A 17,461-nucleotide genomic window follows, 5' to 3' on the forward strand; every position below is an offset into this window, starting at 1 on the left:
CCGCTCCGGTCTGGAGACCGATTCAATGGCCACCGCTTCCCACGCTCCCCGCCGCGGTTTCGCCGCGCCCATTCTCGGCATCGTTATTGGGCTGATCGGGCTTGTCCTTGCCATCGGCGGCGGCTGGCTGGCCGCGCTGGGCGGTTCGCCTTATTACCTGATAACCGGCATCGCCATGGTCGCATCCGGTGTGCTGCTGTTCCGGCGGCGGCTGCTCGGGGGCTGGATCTACATCGCGATCTTCGTCCTGACATTGATCTGGGCGTTCTGGGAAACCGGCGGGAATGGCTGGGCGCTGGTCCCGCGCGTGATCGCGCCGCTCGTGCTGCTGGTGGCGGTGCTGCTGGTGCTCCCGACGCTTTCCGCCGCGCCAAACCGCTGGCGGCTGGGCATGACCTCCGCCGCCGCCGTGGTGCTCGTCGCGGCAGTCACCGGCGTGGTGCTGGGCCGCGTCAACGAACCGCAGGTGCAAGGCGACCTGCCCGCGCTGGCCGCCGAAATGGCCGATCCGGCGATGATGCGCGTCGGCGACGATTGGCCCGCTTATGGCGGCACCTATAGCGCACGGCGCTATTCGCCGCTCGGTCAGATCACACCCGCGAACGTCAGCTCGCTCAAGCGCGCCTGGACGATCCATACCGGCGACCTGCCAAGCTCGGCGGAGATCCGGAACACTTATGGCTCGGAGAACACGCCGCTCAAGATCGGCGACACGCTCTATCTCTGCACGCCCAAGAACATCATCATCGCGCTCGATCCGGCGACCGGCAAGCAGCGCTGGCGCTTCGATCCGAAGGTGCCGGACGAGGCGATCCCCTATACTGCCGCCTGCCGCGGCGTGGTCTATCACGCGACCGGCGCGCCCGCAGACCAGCCCTGCGCGACCCGCATCATCGAAGGGACGCTCGATGCCCGGCTGATCGCCGTCGACGCCCGCACCGGACAGCCCTGCGCCGATTTCGGCGCCAACGGCCAGACTGACACCAAGGTCGGCATGGGCACCACCCCTCCCGGTTTCGTGTCGATCACTTCGCCTCCAACGCTGGTGCGCGGGGTGCTGGTCGTCGGGCACCAGGTCCTCGACGGGCAGGACCGTTGGGCGCCTTCGGGGGTGATTCAGGGCTTCGACGTCGTCACCGGCCGGCTGCGCTGGGCGTGGGACATGATGCATCCCGAATGGAATGGCTATCCGCCTGCCGGCCAGGAATGGACACGCGGCACGCCCAACATGTGGACGATCGCCTCAGGCGACGAAGCGCTGGGGCTGGTCTACCTGCCGATGGGCAATTCCGCGGCGGATTATTATTCCAGTCTGCGCCGCCCGCAGGAAAAGGCCTTTGCCACCTCGCTGGTTGCGCTCGACGTGACCACCGGCAAGCCGCGCTGGCGCTTCCAGGCAGTTCGCAACGACGTGTGGGACTATGATTTCGGCGCGCAGGCGACCCTGGTCGATTACAAGGGCACGCCCGCTCTGGTGCTGCCGAGCAAGCAAGGCGACATCTATGTCCTCGACCGCCGCACCGGCCGCTCGCTGACGCCGGTCGGCGAGCTGCGCGTACCTGGCGGCGGCATCGAGCCGAGCGAGCGCGCCCAGACCCAGCCGGTGTCGCTGTGGCACACGCTGCGCAAGCCGAACCTCACCGAACGCGACATGTGGGGCATGTCGCCGATCGACCAGATGATCTGCCGCATCCAGTTCCGCCGCGCGAGCTACAAAGGCTTCTACACTCCACCCGAGAGCGAGCGCCGCTCGATCGAATATCCCGGCTATAATGGCGGCACCGATTGGGGCGGGATCGCCGTCGATCCGCGCCGCGGCGTGATTATCGCCAATTACAACGACATGCCCAATTACGTGCGGCTCGTGCCCCGCGCCGAGGCGGACAAGAAGGGTTGGGCGCCGCGCGACCAGACCCGTGGCGAGATCGGCGGCGCGGAAGGGGCGGGCGATCCGCAGGCGAACACCCCTTATGCGATCGACGTCAATGCCGGCTGGCGGCTCCCCTGGACCGGTATGCTGTGCAAGCAGCCCCCTTATGGCGGCATCCGCGCGATCGACATCGCCACCGGCAAGGCCTTGTGGGACCGTCCGTTCGGCCAGGCCCGCACCAATGGGCCGTTCGGCATTCCGTCGATGCTCCCGCTCGAAATCGGCACGCCCAACAACGGCGGCGCAGTGGTGACCGCGGGCGGGCTGATCTTCGTCGCGGCCGCCACCGACAATCTGATCCGCGCGATCGACCTGCGCACCGGCAAGACGCTGTGGACCGACGTGCTACCCGGAGGCGGCCAAGCGACGCCGATGACCTATTCAGTGAACGGCAAGCAATATCTCGTGATCATGGCCGGCGGGCATCATTTCATGGAGACCCCGGTAAGCGACGAGCTCATCGTCTACGCGCTGCCCTGATGCTCGCTGCCGGCGCTACGACCGGCGGCTCGTTCAGATGATCGGCTTGCCGCCGGTCACCGCCACCGTCGCGCCCGAGACATAGCTCGCCTCGTCGGTCGCGAGCATGACGTAGACGGGCGCGAGCTCCTTCGGCTGGGCCGGGCGTCCCATCGGATAGCTCTGGCCGAATTCCTTAACCTGATCGGGCGGCATCGTCGATGGGATCAGCGGTGTCCAGACCGGCCCCGGCGCGACGCAATTCACGCGAATGCCGCGCTCGGCAAGCAGCTGCGCAAGGCCCCCGGTGAAATTCTGGATCGCGCCCTTGGTCGTCGCATAGGGGAGCAGCGTCTGCTTGGGGCTATCGGCGTTGACCGAGGTCGTGTTGATGATCGCGCCACCTTCGCCCATGTGCGGCGCCGCCGCCTTGGCGAGATAGAACATCGCGTGGATGTTGGTGCGGAAAGTGGCGTCCCACTCCGCGTCCGGAATGTCCTCCAGCTTCTCGAAAGTCATCTGGTGCGCGGCGTTGTTGACCAGGATATCGATGCGGCCGAACGCCTCGACCGCCTTGCCGACGATCGCGCGGCAATGCTCCGCCTCGCCGATGTCGCCGGGCACCAGCACTGCCTTGCGGCCGGCCTTCTCGATCCAGCGCGCCGTGTCCTCGGCATCCTCGTCCTCACTCAGATAGGCGATCAGCACGTCGGCGCCTTCGCGGGCATAGGCGATCGCGACGGCGCGGCCGATGCCGCTGTCGCCGCCGGTGATGATCGCCTTCTTGCCCTCCAGGCGGCCATGGCCCCGATAGCTTTCCTCGCCATGATCGGGTCGCGGGTCCATCGCCGCGAGGGTGCCGGGCACCGGCTGCTGCTGTTCGGGCAGCGGCGGCTTCACTTGCTCGATCGTGTCCATGTCCGTCACTCCTTGTCGGCCGAGCCGGGCTCCGAAAGCGCGCGGTGCATCTGCGCTCCGATCGGCGCCGGAGTGGTGTCCGCCAGCGCCCCCATCACCTTGTTCTTGAGGGTCGGCACGATTTTGTGCTTGTCGGCCATCAGCGCATCGAAGGCGGCCTTGGCGACCATTGCCGGATCGTCCTTGTTCTCCATCGCGCCCGCATTGGTGTCCATCATCTCGGCGCGGTTGAAGAAATTGGTGTCGGTGACGCTCGGCATCAGCACCGTCACGCCGACATTGGTGTCCTTCAGCTCGTTGCGTAGCGCCTCGCCGAACCAGCGCAGGAACACCTTGGTCGCGCCATAGACGGCCTCGAACGGATCGGGATGGGTCGCCGCGATCGACGAGGTGAAGAGCAGCTTGCCCGCATCGCGCGCGACCATGTCCTTGAGCACCAGCTTGGTGATCTGCACCGCGCCGCGCACGTTGAGATCGATCATCTTGAGCTCGCGCTGGAGGTCGGTTTCCGCAAACGGCCCGCCCAGTCCGATGCCGGCATTGACGCATAGCGCATCCACCGGGCGCCCGCGGATCGCCGCGTACAGGCTGTCGACGCCGGCCTCGGCGGAGAGATCGCTGGCGTGCGTCTCGACGGTGGCGCCACCCGCTGAAAGCGCGGCGCGGGCAGAGACGAGGTGCTCCTCGCTCTCGGCGGCGATCAGCACGTCATAGCCATTGTCGACGAACTGCCTCGCGAGCTCGTAGCCGATGCCGGTCGAGCCGCCGGTGACGACGGCGAAGGGTTTCGTCTGGTCTTCAAACATGTGGATCTCCTCGGATTCAGTCGGGCCGGAAGCTGAAAAGCGCGGTGGGAAGCGACGCCGGCGCGCCGGGCTTGAACCAGACGGTGTCCTGGATGCGGCTGGCGGTGACGTAGATCGCGCCGTCGGGTCCTTCGGAAAGCGTGTCGGGCCAGCGCAGCCGGTCGTCCTGCACTGCGATCCCGGATGTGTCGCCGGTCCAGCGCTTGACCGCATTGTCGCCGGGCGAGGTGATGAACAGCGCGTCCTTGCTGCTGATCCACATGCCGTCCGCGACATGCGTGGTGCCGACCTTGCGCACCGCGGCTTCGATCTCGTCGGCGGGCGTACCCGGCGTCAGCTTTGCGGTATCGATCGCATATAGCGTCCGTCCGGTCAGCGCCTGGTAATAGAGCGTGGCGCCGTCGTTCGAGAGCGCAATCCCGTCCGCGGCAAACATCGGCTGGCGGCCATCCGGACGGCGCAGCGGTCCGCCGTCCACTTCGACTATGACCTGGCTTTCCGGCTGGGTCGAGGGATGGCCATCCAGTGCGCGAAACGCCGATCCGCTTCCCAGATCGAGGACGATGATCGCCCCGCGCGTGCCGGAATCGGTGATGTATCCGGTGCGCCCGTCCGGGCTGAAGCGGATGTCGTTGAGATAGGTGCCCTGCAGCGCGACGTCCTCGGCGAAGGCGATCACGTTGGCCACCTGATCGGTGGCGAGATCGATCCGCACCAGCTTGGGCCCGCCCGGCAGGATCTTCTCATTGCCGGGCGCGGCCGGATCGAGCACCCACAGCGCGCCGTGCGCGGCCACCACCGACTGGACGCAGACGAAATGCTCGCCGACCGGCATCTCGCTCGCCTTCTCGTTGCGCCAGCTGTTCCACTTCTCGTCCGGGTACGGCCTGATCGAGCCGTCCGGCAGCACTTCCGCCACCGAGACCGGGGCATCGTCGGTCCAGCGCGGGAAGTTCACGAAGATGCGCCCGTCGGGGCTCGCGGTAACGCCGGTCACCTGGTGATCGAACGCCGCGACCTGAGTCAGCACGGCGGTGCGGCCGGCCGGCCGCGCCAGCTCTTCGATAGCCATGCGCCGCTCCTATCCGCGATGCCCGCCATGACCGGCATTCTGGTTGCCGGTACGGCTATCGGTGTTGTCGCTATTGTCCTGCTTCTTGTTGCCGCCCTCATCGTGCTTGCGGGCCTTGTCGAAATCGCCCTTCTTCTTGTGGTCGGTCATCTTCTCTCTCCTCTAATGCGGCATCCTCAGGACGGGCTTGATGGTCGTCCCGGCATCGCTGTCGTCGACGGCCTGGTTGACGTCCTCGAGGTCGTAGAATTTGACGAGCTTCCCGATCGGGAAGCGGCCCTGCAGCTGCAGCTCCATCAGCGCCTGGAGGAAGCGCGGCGTCTGCCCGCCGCCGCCCATCACGCCGATGATGTGCTTGCCCTGCATCAGCACGTCGGGATGGTTGTATTCGACCGTCGCGGTCATCTTGGCGCCGCCAACCATCGCGCAGGTTCCGCGCGGGCCCAGCGCGGTGATCGCCTCGCTCACCAGGTTCGCGCCATCGGTCGCCTCGATCGCATAATCGAGATGGTTCGACGTGAGTTCCTTGAGCTCCGCGATGGTGTCCGCGCCGTGCTCGAGAATGTGGGTGGCGCCCAGCTCGCGGGCCAGCGCCAGACGGCCGGGCACCTTGTCGATCGCGACGATCGTCGTTGCACCGGTCAGCCGCGCCGCCATCACCGCCGCCAGCCCGACATTGCCCGCGCCGAAGATCGCGATGGCGCTGCCCGGGATGGGCTTCAACTCGTTGAGCACGGTGCCCGCACCGGTCGAGATACTGCAACCATAGGGGCCGGTCAGGTCGAGATCGAGCCCGTCGGGCACTTTGGCGAGCTGGCGCTCGAGCGCGACGGTGTGGGTAACCCAGGAGGATTGCTGGAAGAACCGCCCGGCCAGCGGCGTGCCGTCCAGCCGCTTCATGCCACTGGAGCCATCGAGCCGGTGCCCGCTGAAGCTCAGCGCGGCGCCTTTCTCGCAATAGCGCATCTCGCCGCGCCGGCAGGTCCGGCATTCGCCGCAGAACGGGAAGCCGATCATCACCCGGTCGCCCGGCTTCACGCTTTTCACGTCGCGCCCGATCGCCTCGACGATCCCCGCGCCCTCATGGCCGAGCACGCCGGGCGTGGGGTAAGGCTCCAGTCCGTGGATGCAGCCCTTGTCGGTGCCGCAGACGCCGCAGCTGGTGACGCGGATCAGCACCTCGTCGTCATAGGGATCGTCGAGCTCGACTTCCTCCAGCTCGATTCTGCGGCGCGAAAGCATGCGATCGGCGTGCGTCATCACGGCGGCGGTGATCCGCATCGGCGTCAATCCTGCAGCATGGTGAGCGCAGGCTCGCGCGACAGCGCCGCGCGGATTTCGCCGGCGCCGGGAGTGCCCTCATCGAGCGCCTTTTCCATGTTCTTGACGTATTTCTCGATCCGCTTGGGCGGCAACAGCGGCTCGTTCGGATCGACTACCGCCTCGATCAGCGCCGCGCCCGGATGCGCCAGCGCTTCCTCGGCGACACGCTCCGAATCCGCCGCCGCCTCGACATGCCAGCCGCGGATGCCGCAGGCCTCGGCAACCTTGACGAAGTCGATATCGGTCAGGTCGCACTCATATTCCATATTGCCCAGGAACATCATCTGTTCCCATTTGATCTGGCCGAGCGTGCCGTTCTTGATGACGACGATCTTGATCGGCAGCCGATAGCGCGTGATCGTCGCAAGCTCGCCCATCAGCATCGACAGCCCGCCATCGCCGATGAACGCCACCACCTGCCGTCCCGGAAAGGCGAGCGCGGCGGCGATGCCATAAGGCAGCCCGCACGCCATCGAGGCGGAGAGGCCCGACCCGCCATAGATCTGCCCGGCCTTCGCCGTCACGGAGCGCGCCATCAGCCCGGTATTGTGCCCCGAATCCCACACGACGATCGCATCCTCGGCCAGCCGGTCGCCGACATCGCGGACGATTCGACCCGGCGGCATCGGCGTCGCGTCGCGCTCCACGGTCGAGCGGATCAAGTCGCGCCATTCGCGCGACTGCGCCTGCGCGAACTCCAGGAAGCCGCGATCGGCCTTGCGGGTGAGCTGCTCGTTGAGCGCGGCCAGCGTCGCCCGCGCATCGCCGGCAAGGCCGACCTCGGCGGGAAAGCGCAGTCCGATCCGCGTTGCGTCGCGATCGATCTGCACCCCGCGCGCCTGATCGGGCTTGGGATAATATTCGATATAGGGGAAGGTCGAACCGATAATCAGCAGCGTGTCGCAGCGCTCGATCACTTCCTGGCTGGCGCGGGTGCCGAGCAGGCCGATGCCGCCGGTGGTGAGCGGATGATCGTCGGGCAGCAGCCCCTTGCCGAGCAGCGCCTTGATGACCGGAGCGCCAAGCAGTTCGGCAGTGCGGGTGAGCTCCTCGATGGCGCCGAGCGCGCCCTGGCCGGCTAGGATCGCTACTCGCGAGCCGGCATTGAGCAGCTCGGCCGCGCGGGCGATCTCGGCCTCGGGCGCGACCCGCAGCCCCTCCGCCGGGACCAGCGAGGCATGGCCCGGCACGTTGCGATCCGATGCCTTGTCGGAAGCCTCGGGCTCCTCCTGCACATCTACCGGAACGCTCAAATGCGCAACACCGCGCTGCGCCAGCGCATGCCGGCAGGCGAGGCTAACTGCGTTTTCCACGTGCTGCGCGCCCATCACTCGCGCCGAGTAAGCGGCGACGTCCATGAACACCTTGCTGTGGTCGATATCCTGCTGCGTGTAGCTGTCGGTCAGGTCGTGATAGGGCGAGCCGGTGATGGCGATCACCGGCGCACGATCGAGCTTGGCATCGTAAAGCCCGTTGAGCAGGTGGATGCCGCCCGGGCCTGTCGTGGCGAGGCAGCAACCAAGCCGCCCGGTGAACTTGGCGTGCGCGGCCGCCGCGAAGGCAGCGGATTCCTCGTGCCGCACCTGAATGAAGCGGATGCGGTCCTGGCGCGTGCGGATCGCTTCCATGATCCCGTTGATGCCGTCGCCCGGCAAGCCGAACACCGTGTCGACACCGAACGCGATCAGCGCATCGACGAGAAGCTCGCCACCGTTCCTCGGCATCTGTCGCTCTCCGGATGGCGGTCTTGCCGCCCCTCCCGAACATCCCGGCAACAAGCCGGTTCCGGCCCCGCTGAAAATCGTGGGGACCTCCTAACTTACTTTAATAAATAACTATATTGCAGCCTGCCGTCCTTCTCGCTCGGCTTGTCGATCGTGACGGAGACGCCATCGCTTGGCGATTGCGTCGTTCGCATTGGATCGCCGAGGCGGCGCCTACGAGGCCGATTAAGAGCGGGGCCCCTCACACCGAGCGGCGACACTTCGGAATGGTGCTCCGCGACAAATATCAGATCGATATCGTGGCATCGGCAGCTTCCGAGACCGACTTAGATCTCATGAAAGACCAGAATTGGGACGCATAGCCGCCCGCGCAACCCCGCCCAAGTGCGGACGCTTCGCACCGATCATGGCGATGTCTGCTTTCGGGGATCGACACAGCAGGTCCGGACGACTGCATTTGGGCGCATTGCAGACCGGCATCGAAGCGGCTCATCGAGCTTGAACGAGCCGCTCCAGTGTCAAATCTCAGTCCGCTCAGCTAGGATTAGCGCATCCTCGATATCGACGCCCAGATAGCGGACGGTGTTCTCGATCTTGGTGTGCCCCAGCAGAATCTGGATCGCTCGCAAGTTCCCCGTGGCCTTATAGATCATTGAGGCCTTTGTCCGGCGGAGCGAGTGCGTCCCCTACTCAGTACGTCGGAGGCCCACCGCATCGACCCATTCGTCGACCACCCGAGCGTACTGTCTCGTGCTGAGATGGTTGGTACGATCAACGCGGCTTGGGAAAACATAGTCATGGACTATACCGCCGCGGCGCTCGAGCCAGGTTAGCAGGCTGGCCCTGACGTCAGCCGTCAGCTCAAATTGCACAGGCTTCCCGGTCTTCTGCTGAATGACGATCGCCCTGGTCCGGATGTCGGCCCCGGAAACAATGTCCGCGATCGTGATCTTTACTAGGTCGCAACCGCGTAACTTGCTGTCGATCGCCAGATCGAACAACGCTCTATCGCGAAGGCGGCCTTCTCGATCCAGGTAGAACCGCACAGCCCAGATCTGCTTCTGCGTCAGCGGTCGCGTGGTGCCGACTGTCTTGCCGGCGTTCCATGCGAGCCGATGCTGCGCGGCAGGGTCGTACTGTGAATGTCCCATCGTTCATCTCCACGGCCGTGATTGGCCGCCGAGCAAAACGCCGGCATGCGCCTTAGCTAGCTAGAAGTTGTCGGGCCGCTTACGACCCACTTGCGGACGTTCTACGAATTGGCGATGCTCCATTGCGTGAATATGCGACGACGCTTTTCAAGGCTTGAACAGACGCGCGTCGTTCGCTGGGTGGACCATAACTTCGACGGCTGGCCATATGCGACGAATTCGCACTGGATCATCCTCATTGCGCCGCTCTTCATCGTGTTGTGGACCGACAATGCTCCCATTTCGATGACGCTTTATGCACTTTGGGCGATCCCATGGTCAGCGCTTTCTCTGTGGCGCGGAGTCGCGTGGTTTCGTGATCGATCCTTGTGGAGACATCGTCGGAAGCGTTAACCCGGACCGGCAGCTAACCACCCAATTCCCGCCGCTCAAATGTTGACCCCGCCTATCCGGTAGCGGTCGGGCCGCTGACGACCCAATTGCGGTCATTAGGGAACAGCGGCATAACGGCGCAGAGGAGTGTCCGATGCAGTCAGCGAGATTGATCGTCTGGTCTCTTGTCCTCGCTAGTGTCGGGACGGCAACGGCTCCTGCTGCGGAAAACGGGGCAGTAGCCGGCCCTCAAGTGCTACGTGTGAGGCTTGCTCCACCCAATCGGCTGCCTCTGACTGAAAAAGAGATTAGAACGGCGCTATCAGGTAAGGCTCTCTTACTCGACGAAACCACGTTGCTATCACATAACGTGCGCCTTGATGTGATCGTTGAAGGCGGCTGCCCACCCGTGGAGAGGTTCTACCCCGACGGAAAATGGGAAAAGGGTATCTGCGCTCGTGCATATCGGGTGAATAGAGGCCGGTGGAGCATCAAGACCGACCGGTTCGGTTCGAGACTCTGCACCACCACCGAAGGGCAAACATCAAACTGCCGTGCCGTGTGGGGACGCACTTCAACCGACCGCCTGATCCTGACGGTCAACAGACGCCATTCTGACGGCGATCCTGATTTTAATCTGTATCGCACATCGCCGTTGTGAACGGCAGCTTACCACCCAATATCGGCCGTTTGATCGTGAGACGTCGTCTTGAAAGCGGACAGTCCGTTTAGGGGTCTCCACGATTGGCAGAGGAACGTCTGCAATTGGGCGCGAAAGCAGACAATCTTGTACTTGTCGATAAGCCGAATTAAAGGGCGCGATTCAATGCGACGGCTTTTACCGGGGCTACTTCACCGCCGGCAACCTACATCGTCGGAATGTTATCGTTAAGACCACGATATGGGTCCATCCTGAAACCGGCATCGGGGCTGCAGCGCTAACGATGCCGGAGCACATGGTCCGAAGAAGTTTTAGTCAGGCGGTTGAGCATCTAGACGTCCCGCAGGTCCTCGCCCCGTTCGAGCCGACGGCGGACGCTCTGATCGCCCCAATATCTGGCAGGGTGCGGCTAGTTTGCATCTGGCCGTAGTTCCAAGGCTGTTTCGTGCGCCAATAGCTATTTATCGGCGTTGACCTCAACGCGCCCAGTGCTCCAAGCGTTGACCGTAACGTTGCCATCCCAGCCCGTGCCGTACACCGCTTTGGTCATGTGATAGCTGGAGAACGACTTCACCTTATCCGCTACCAAAACATCGGCAGGTACAGAGCGGTCCGCTGTGACACCGGCGACCAACATGGCAACTGCCGGCTGGCGTGGATGACCATATGCCCAAGCGGTCCATGGCAGTTGAACGTTAGCATCGCCCATTGACATGACAGCGATCTTTGGTGTCATCGCGTCCATCAGGGCCTTACTGGTGCCGTTGTATGAGCCATGGTGCCCCACCGTATACACGTCGACGTCCAGCAGCCCCTTTTCGCCATCGTTGGTGACCAATGTCTCGAGAGCGGCATCTTCCATGTCTCCAGTGAACAGGAACGACGACTTACCGAAATCGACACGAACCACGATGCCCTTGTTGTTGCCATTGTCATAGTCACCGTCCGGCCAGCCAGGGTTAGACTGATAGCTCCCTTCCAACACCCTAATGCGCGGGTCTGTATCGTCGCAGGCAACAGGGTCTATCGTCGCGTTGGTGAGCCCGTTGCCTCCCGCTGACACCACCATATCGTGGGTCACCCCGACCGATGGGATGGCACTGGTTTGGACGTAGTTCGCCATCCATTTTGCATTGGCACTTCCTGAACCGGCGAGAACGCCGTTGTGCACATAGCCCCCGACCTTGAATGTCTGCGCAACCCGCCGCAAGTTGGTGTTGTGATCGATGTCGGCACGTCAAGATCGCCCCGGTCGATTGATGCTTCTGTTTCAGGACTCCGAAAGCACCGCCGCACCGATGAATGCATGAGGCGGGGGCGCAACGTATCGGCGACGTTCGCGTTCGTGGCGGCAACGGGAGGCGAACAGACTGGCGAGCACGCCAACCTGCTGGCGGCTTTTGGGCCACCACCCCCCTTGATCCTGCCGACGCCGCGGGGTTATGATCATGGCCGGCTAAACCGCGCTTAGTCGCGATGTTCCGCGGCGAGCTGTTCCGACGCGATCCGCTGCAACGCTACAGCTTGTTCCTTGGAAATGCCCAGATCCGCGGCTGCCCGCTCGTCTTTCCCTAAAGTCAGCGGGTCCACGCCGGTGATCTGGCCGAAGACGATCAGCGCCTCTAGATAATAGCCGTAGATGCTCGCATGATAATGATCGTAGGTCCACAGATCGACCTGCCCGAAGGCGATTCCGTCATAGGGGTTAGGGTCCGCCACGCCGCTGACCATTGCTCGGTCCCAAGCCTGGCCGACGGGCAATATCCCGCGAATGTCGCGTGAGGCAGCACGGACGCGCTCGGCGGCGGCGCGCAGGTCGCTGGACATCGCCGCGATCGGCTTGCCCGACCAGGGGCTGCCCGGGTGATAAACCTGATCGGCGCGCGACCAGGTCGCCATCAGCAGCACTTCCGCCTTCGGATTGGACTGCACCACCATTCTTGCCAGCATCGGAGCGTATTTGAGATAGGCGGACGCGTCGCCAGGCTTGTCGCGGTCGAGCGTGCTCAATTCCTGAAGCACCACCACATCCCATTTGCCGGCCAGCTTCGCGCGGCGCTCTTCATAATGGAAGCCCAGGGTCTTGCCCCCCTGGGTCTCCAGGCTGACCTTCCAGTTCAGCCCTGCCTGCTCGGCAAAGGTTTTGAACAAGGCCGGCACACCGCCATAGCCATCTTCATTCAAGTCGGTCACGGCATCAGCGCGATAGCGCTTCACCGCAGAATGCGCGCCCTGGGTGAAGCTGTTGCCGATAAACAGGATTGTCTTTGGCGCCACCGGCTCCTGCGCGACCGCAGGAACCGGGAGGAGCGCCGTCGCCAAGGCGAGAAGCAGGGCCTTCATGTGTTTTCCTCAGAAACGCGTGCTGATGCTGCCATATAGATAGCGGCCATAGGGAACATAGAGTGAGCCCAGATAGCCTTCCGCAGTAATCCGCGGTTGCCTGTCGAAGATATTGCGTGCGCCGATCCGGAGTCGGGTACCCTTGAGCGCGCCGGACAGCCGATACTGGGCATAGAGGTTGAACGTCGTCTGCGCCTCCAGCTTGTATGGATTGCCCGCGGCATCCAGGAAGGTCGTGTCATAGACCGTGCCGATATAGTTGGCGAAGGCGCCGATCTGCACGGGGCCGCTCGACCAGGTGATCGATGCCGACGCGCGCCATTTGGGCTTGCCGCGCACTTCGATCAGATCGCTCGCGTCGGTGAGCGGCGTCGCGGCGTTGATCTTTCCTGCTGCGCGCGCATCGAACAATGCCTGCACCGCGGGCGGCGTCTCGCGCGAATATTTGGTCAGCCGCGCGGCGTTGAGCGCCACGTCGAACTTACCGAAGTCGGTACGGACATTGTAGAGCAACGCGAAGTCGAGGCCTTGCACGGTCTGCGGCAGCAAGTTGGCGAAGCTGTCGTTGATCCGCGTCACCGCGCCCGTAGCGGCTAGGCCGGTGCCGGTAAAGAAAGTGGTGTCATCGGCTGTCGTCGGCGCGCGCACCACATTGGGATTGCTCGACCCTTGCGTGCGTAGCAGATAATCCAGCACGAGCGCATTCTGCGCACCGAACTGACCGACGATGCCGACCTGCTTGATCGACCAGAAATCGACAGTCAGTGTCAAACGCCCGGCGCTTTCCGGAATGAATCTGGGCTGGAGCACTGCGCCTACTGTCCAGTTGGTGCTCTCCTCCGGCTTCAGGTTGGGATTGCCGCTGATGAAGATCGGATAGGCGATCGAACGGGCACAGGCACCGAAATTGGCGATACGCGCCGGTGTCGCACGCAGATCGGCTTCGCAGCGATAGTAATCCAACGCTGCCGCCGCATTGGTGTTGGTGCGCGAATAGGAGACGGTGTTGGTCTGCTCCAGGTTCGGTGCGCGGAAGCCGAGCGAATAGGAACCGCGTAGGCGCAGGCCATCGACCGGATCCCAGGCCGCAGCGATCTTGGGTTTCGCGACCGAGCCGAAATCGCTGTAATGCTCATAGCGGCCAGCCAGCTGGACATCGAGGCGGCGGACAAGCGGAATGTTCATTTCCGGCGAGACCAAGGGAATGGCGAGCTCACCGAACGCCGAGAAGACAGTGCGGCGCCCCCGGGTGCTGACCGTCGGGTTTACTGCCGCTACGTTGGAAAGGTTGGTCTCGCCAGTCACCGAGTCCCGGAAGGTGATCGTGCCGTTGAGATTGGGATCGCGATCGTCGCGCTGGTCCTCGCGACGTCCCTCGATGCCGAGTGCGATACCGACCCCGCCGCCCGGCAAGGTGAACAGATCGCGCTTCGAGACCTTGAAGTCAGCCAGAGCGAGCGTGGTCTTGGAACGGCGAACGAGATCGAATGCGAACGAGTTGATCGAGGTGGCGGAAGATGGCGAGCAATCGCCGATGCTGGGAGTGGCCGAACAGCCGCCGCTGAACGGATTGTAAGCATCGGGCGTCGAGAGGGCGAGATTTGCCTGAAGCTTGGTCATGTCGATCGCGTTCGACACGTCGGTCGCCTGCGCTTCCGAATAAAGGATAGCGGTGTCGAAATCGAAGGTACCGATCTGCCCCTTCAGCCCGCCTAGGAAACGCGATTGCCAGTTAGTCACGTCGACCCGCTGCATTCCCGCATCCAGGAAGCGATACGTGGAGAGTCGCACCGGCAGCCCGGCCGCGGGAACGTTGGTAAGCCCAGGGATGCGATTTGGATTGGCCTGGCCATTGGCGAAAGTTACCGGGCCGAATGGATTCCAGTAGTTGGAAGCCGGGATCACCACGCCGTTATTGGCGGTGAAGATGTTGACCGTCGGCGGCTGTATGCGGTGCGTGTCCGCTCGGTAATAGCCGATTTCACCATAGAGGGTGACGCGGTCCGACAAGTCATAATGCGTGGCGAGAAAGCCGTTATAGCGATTGAATGACGGGGTGACTGTGGTGCCTGGGCGCGAATCAAAGCGCTCCGAGCGCAAGGTTGTCGCCGTCGCGCGAGTGCCCGAGCCGAGGCAGGTGTCGGCGTTGATTGTGATCAGGCAACCCGGATTGAGGATCGACTGGGTATGGAACGCGCCCGCCGACGTGGTCAGCGCGACGTTGCCGGGGTTGCGGCGGATCGTGCCGGGCCCGTTGACTACGGTGAGAGCCGCCCAGGCCGCCTGGGTCGCACGGCCGTCCGCCGTCAGATTTCCAGCGAAAGCGGAGTCGCTGGCGAACAACGAGGTCAGATCGTCGGTAGCGGTATAAGGCTGATCCTCAGCCAGCTGCGCGGTGCGCTTGGTATAATCGAGGTAAAGGGAGATGTTGCCGCGCCCGCCGGCGAAATTCTGGCCGATGCGCCCCGTCGCCTGGAACTCGCGGCGATGCGTGCCTTCCGCCCCGCCATAGCGCAGATCCAAGGCGCCACCCTCGAAATCGGTTTTGGTGACAGTGTTGACCACACCAGCCACTGCGTCCGCACCATAGATTGCGGCAGCGCCATCGCGCAGGATCTCGAGCCGTTCGATCCCTGCTACCGGCAGCGAATTGGCATTAAAGCTGAGCACCGGCACATTGCCTTCGCCCGCCTGGCTGGTCGGATGCTGGACCAGTCGGCGACCGTTCAACAGCACCAGCGTGTTGCCGATGCCGAGGTTACGCAGGTTAATCGAGTTCACGTCGCCGCGCGCCGCGTTGCTGGTTTGCGGGTTATTGGCTTCGTTGAAGGTGACATCGCCAGCCTGAGGGATAGAGCGGAATAGCTCATCCCCCGATACAGCGCCGGTGGCTTCGATCTGGGTCGAATCAATTACCGTCACGGGCAATGCTGCATTGACCTTCGCGCCGCGAATCTGTGAGCCGACGACGACGATTTCCTGGTCGGAAGGCGGTGCAGTCTCGTCGGCCTGTGTGGCCCGCGCCGCCGGCGCGTCCTGGGCTGCGGCTGCAGTCGCCCAGCCGATCGCGGTGATCGCAGTGGTGGCGGCAAGCGCCTGGCGGATGATCCCCTTCATGCTCTTTCTCCCTGTAGGCCCATCGTTGCGTGGGCGTCTTCTTCGCTGATCTGTTGTGCGTCGCTAGCGCCGGGATGGGCGAGGATGCGTTCGAGTTGCCCGCGATCGAGCTTGTTCTCCCAGCGCGCGACGACGATCCCGGCAACGGCGTTGCCGATGAAGTTGGTGAGGCTGCGGCACTCGCTCATGAAGCGGTCAATGCCGAGGATCAGCGCCATGCCGGCGACCGGGACAGACGGCACAATCGACAGCGTCGCGGCGAGGGTGATGAAACCGGCGCCCGTCACGCCCGCAGCACCCTTGCTGCTCAGCATCGCTACGCCGAGCAAGGCAAACTGGTCGCCCCAGCTCAGCTCAATGCCGCACGCCTGGGCGATGAACAGCGCCGCCAGCGTCATGTAGATATTGGTGCCGTCGAGATTGAACGAATAGCCGGTCGGCACGACCAGCCCGACCACCCCCTTGTCGCAGCCGGCGCGCTCCAGTTTGGCGATCAGGCTCGGCAAGGCCGCCTCCGACGAGGAGGTGCCGAGGACGAGCAGTAATTCAGCCTTGAGGTAGCCGATCAGCCGCAGGATCGAAAAACCGTGGAGCCGCGCGATAGTGCCAAGGACTACCAGCACGAACAGCAGCGAGGTGATGTAGAAGGTCGCGACCAAGCCGCCGAGGCTCACCAGACTACCCGCGCCATATTTGCCGACAGTGAAAGCGATCGCGCCGAACGCGCCCAGCGGGGCGGCGCGCATCAGAATTCCGACCATGCGGAACACCACCAGCATCACGCGATCGGCGAAATCGAGCACCGGCCGGGCCGGCGCGCCAACCAGGCTCAGCGAAATGCCGAACAGGATGGCGACGAAAAGGGTCTGCAGAATTGACCCTTCGGTCAGTGCCGAGACCATCGTTGTCGGGATGATCGCCATCAGGAAACCGGTGATCGTCGTCTCATGCGCCTGATGCGCGAAATCGGCGACCGCGCCGGCGTTGAGCGTTGCCGGATTGATGTTCATGCCCGCACCGGGCTGGACGATGTTGGCGACCGCCATGCCGACAAGCAAAGCCAGCGTCGATACCGCCAGGAAGTAGCCGAACGCCTTGGCGGCGACGCGCCCGACCGCGGCCAGCTCCCGCATGCCGGCGATCCCAGTCACCACGGTGAGGAAGATCACCGGAGCGATTACCATCTTGACCAGCTTGATGAACCCGTCGCCCAGCGGCTTCAGCGCCTCACCAGTCGCCGGCCAAAAATGGCCGAGCAGCGCGCCGCATACAATCGCGAAAAGGACCTGCGCATAGAGTTGCGCGTAGATCGGCTTGCGGCCCCCGGAGTCGGGTGCGGCTTGGTTGGCGTTCGGGTAAGCCATTCATCCTCTCAGCGGCATAGACTGCACCGCCCCTGTCCCCGGGGCTTTAGAAGTACGAGCGTAAGGCATAGCGGCCCAGCGGCGAGCCAAAGAGTAACTTATTGAAAATCAACGAATTCGTTGACCGGCGCGCCGAGAGGGCTTGCTAAAGCGTGTGGCTTTACGCACAATATTCCGGATGTTGTGCGAAATTTCACACAGATGACCTTGCGTCGATCAGC

The 17,461-nt window shown here is 63.7% G+C and carries 11 protein-coding genes and 1 pseudogene; 1 reads left to right on the forward strand and 11 read right to left on the reverse strand.

Annotated elements, in window-relative coordinates; all coding sequences use genetic code 11:
- Positions 1-25 precede the first annotated feature (25 nt).
- Positions 26-2,410 carry a membrane-bound PQQ-dependent dehydrogenase, glucose/quinate/shikimate family gene (locus tag ACZZZM_RS02565; RefSeq protein WP_463593545.1) on the forward strand — a complete coding sequence of 795 codons (2,385 nt, stop codon included), beginning with the start codon at positions 26-28 and terminating at the stop codon, positions 2,408-2,410.
- 33 nt (positions 2,411-2,443) lie between these two features.
- Here ACZZZM_RS02565 and ACZZZM_RS02570 read toward each other — a convergent pair whose 3' ends face one another.
- From ACZZZM_RS02570 to ACZZZM_RS02620, 11 genes and pseudogenes are all read right to left on the reverse strand, one after another.
- Complete coding sequence (locus ACZZZM_RS02570) at positions 2,444-3,307, reverse strand: glucose 1-dehydrogenase (protein ID WP_463593546.1); 864 nt, start codon at positions 3,305-3,307, stop codon at positions 2,444-2,446.
- Positions 3,308-3,312: 5 nt separating this feature from the next.
- Entirely contained in the window at positions 3,313-4,113 is an 801-nt protein-coding gene (locus ACZZZM_RS02575; RefSeq protein WP_463593547.1) for an SDR family NAD(P)-dependent oxidoreductase, read from the reverse strand.
- A gap of 16 nt (positions 4,114-4,129) precedes the next feature.
- On the reverse strand, positions 4,130-5,185 hold the full coding sequence (locus tag ACZZZM_RS02580; RefSeq protein WP_463593548.1) for an L-dopachrome tautomerase-related protein: 1,056 nt from the start codon (positions 5,183-5,185) through the stop codon (positions 4,130-4,132).
- 9 nt (positions 5,186-5,194) lie between these two features.
- Positions 5,195-5,335 carry a hypothetical protein gene (locus ACZZZM_RS02585; protein WP_463593549.1) on the reverse strand — a complete coding sequence of 47 codons (141 nt, stop codon included), beginning with the start codon at positions 5,333-5,335 and terminating at the stop codon, positions 5,195-5,197.
- A gap of 12 nt (positions 5,336-5,347) precedes the next feature.
- Positions 5,348-6,466, reverse strand: a complete 1,119-nt coding sequence (locus tag ACZZZM_RS02590; RefSeq protein ID WP_463593550.1) for an NAD(P)-dependent alcohol dehydrogenase — start codon at positions 6,464-6,466, stop codon at positions 5,348-5,350.
- A 5-nt stretch (positions 6,467-6,471) separates the two neighbouring features.
- Positions 6,472-8,232, reverse strand: a complete 1,761-nt coding sequence (locus tag ACZZZM_RS02595) for a thiamine pyrophosphate-dependent enzyme (protein ID WP_463593551.1) — start codon at positions 8,230-8,232, stop codon at positions 6,472-6,474.
- Positions 8,233-8,750: 518 nt separating this feature from the next.
- Positions 8,751-9,383 (reverse strand): annotated as a pseudogene (locus ACZZZM_RS02600) (tyrosine-type recombinase/integrase).
- 1,490 nt (positions 9,384-10,873) lie between these two features.
- Entirely contained in the window at positions 10,874-11,626 is a 753-nt protein-coding gene (locus ACZZZM_RS02605) for a ComEC/Rec2 family competence protein (RefSeq protein ID WP_463593552.1), read from the reverse strand.
- 257 nt (positions 11,627-11,883) lie between these two features.
- A complete protein-coding gene (locus tag ACZZZM_RS02610) occupies positions 11,884-12,759 on the reverse strand; it encodes a DUF4886 domain-containing protein (protein WP_463593553.1) in 876 nt (291 codons plus the stop codon).
- Between the two features lie 9 nt (positions 12,760-12,768).
- On the reverse strand, positions 12,769-15,876 hold the full coding sequence (locus tag ACZZZM_RS02615; protein WP_463593554.1) for a TonB-dependent receptor domain-containing protein: 3,108 nt from the start codon (positions 15,874-15,876) through the stop codon (positions 12,769-12,771).
- On the reverse strand, positions 15,873-17,240 hold the full coding sequence (locus ACZZZM_RS02620; protein WP_463593555.1) for a dicarboxylate/amino acid:cation symporter: 1,368 nt from the start codon (positions 17,238-17,240) through the stop codon (positions 15,873-15,875). The genes ACZZZM_RS02615 and ACZZZM_RS02620 overlap by 4 nt, the downstream gene beginning before the upstream one ends.
- Positions 17,241-17,461 lie beyond the last annotated feature (221 nt).

This window comes from Sphingomonas sp. AC522, assembly GCF_979258125.1.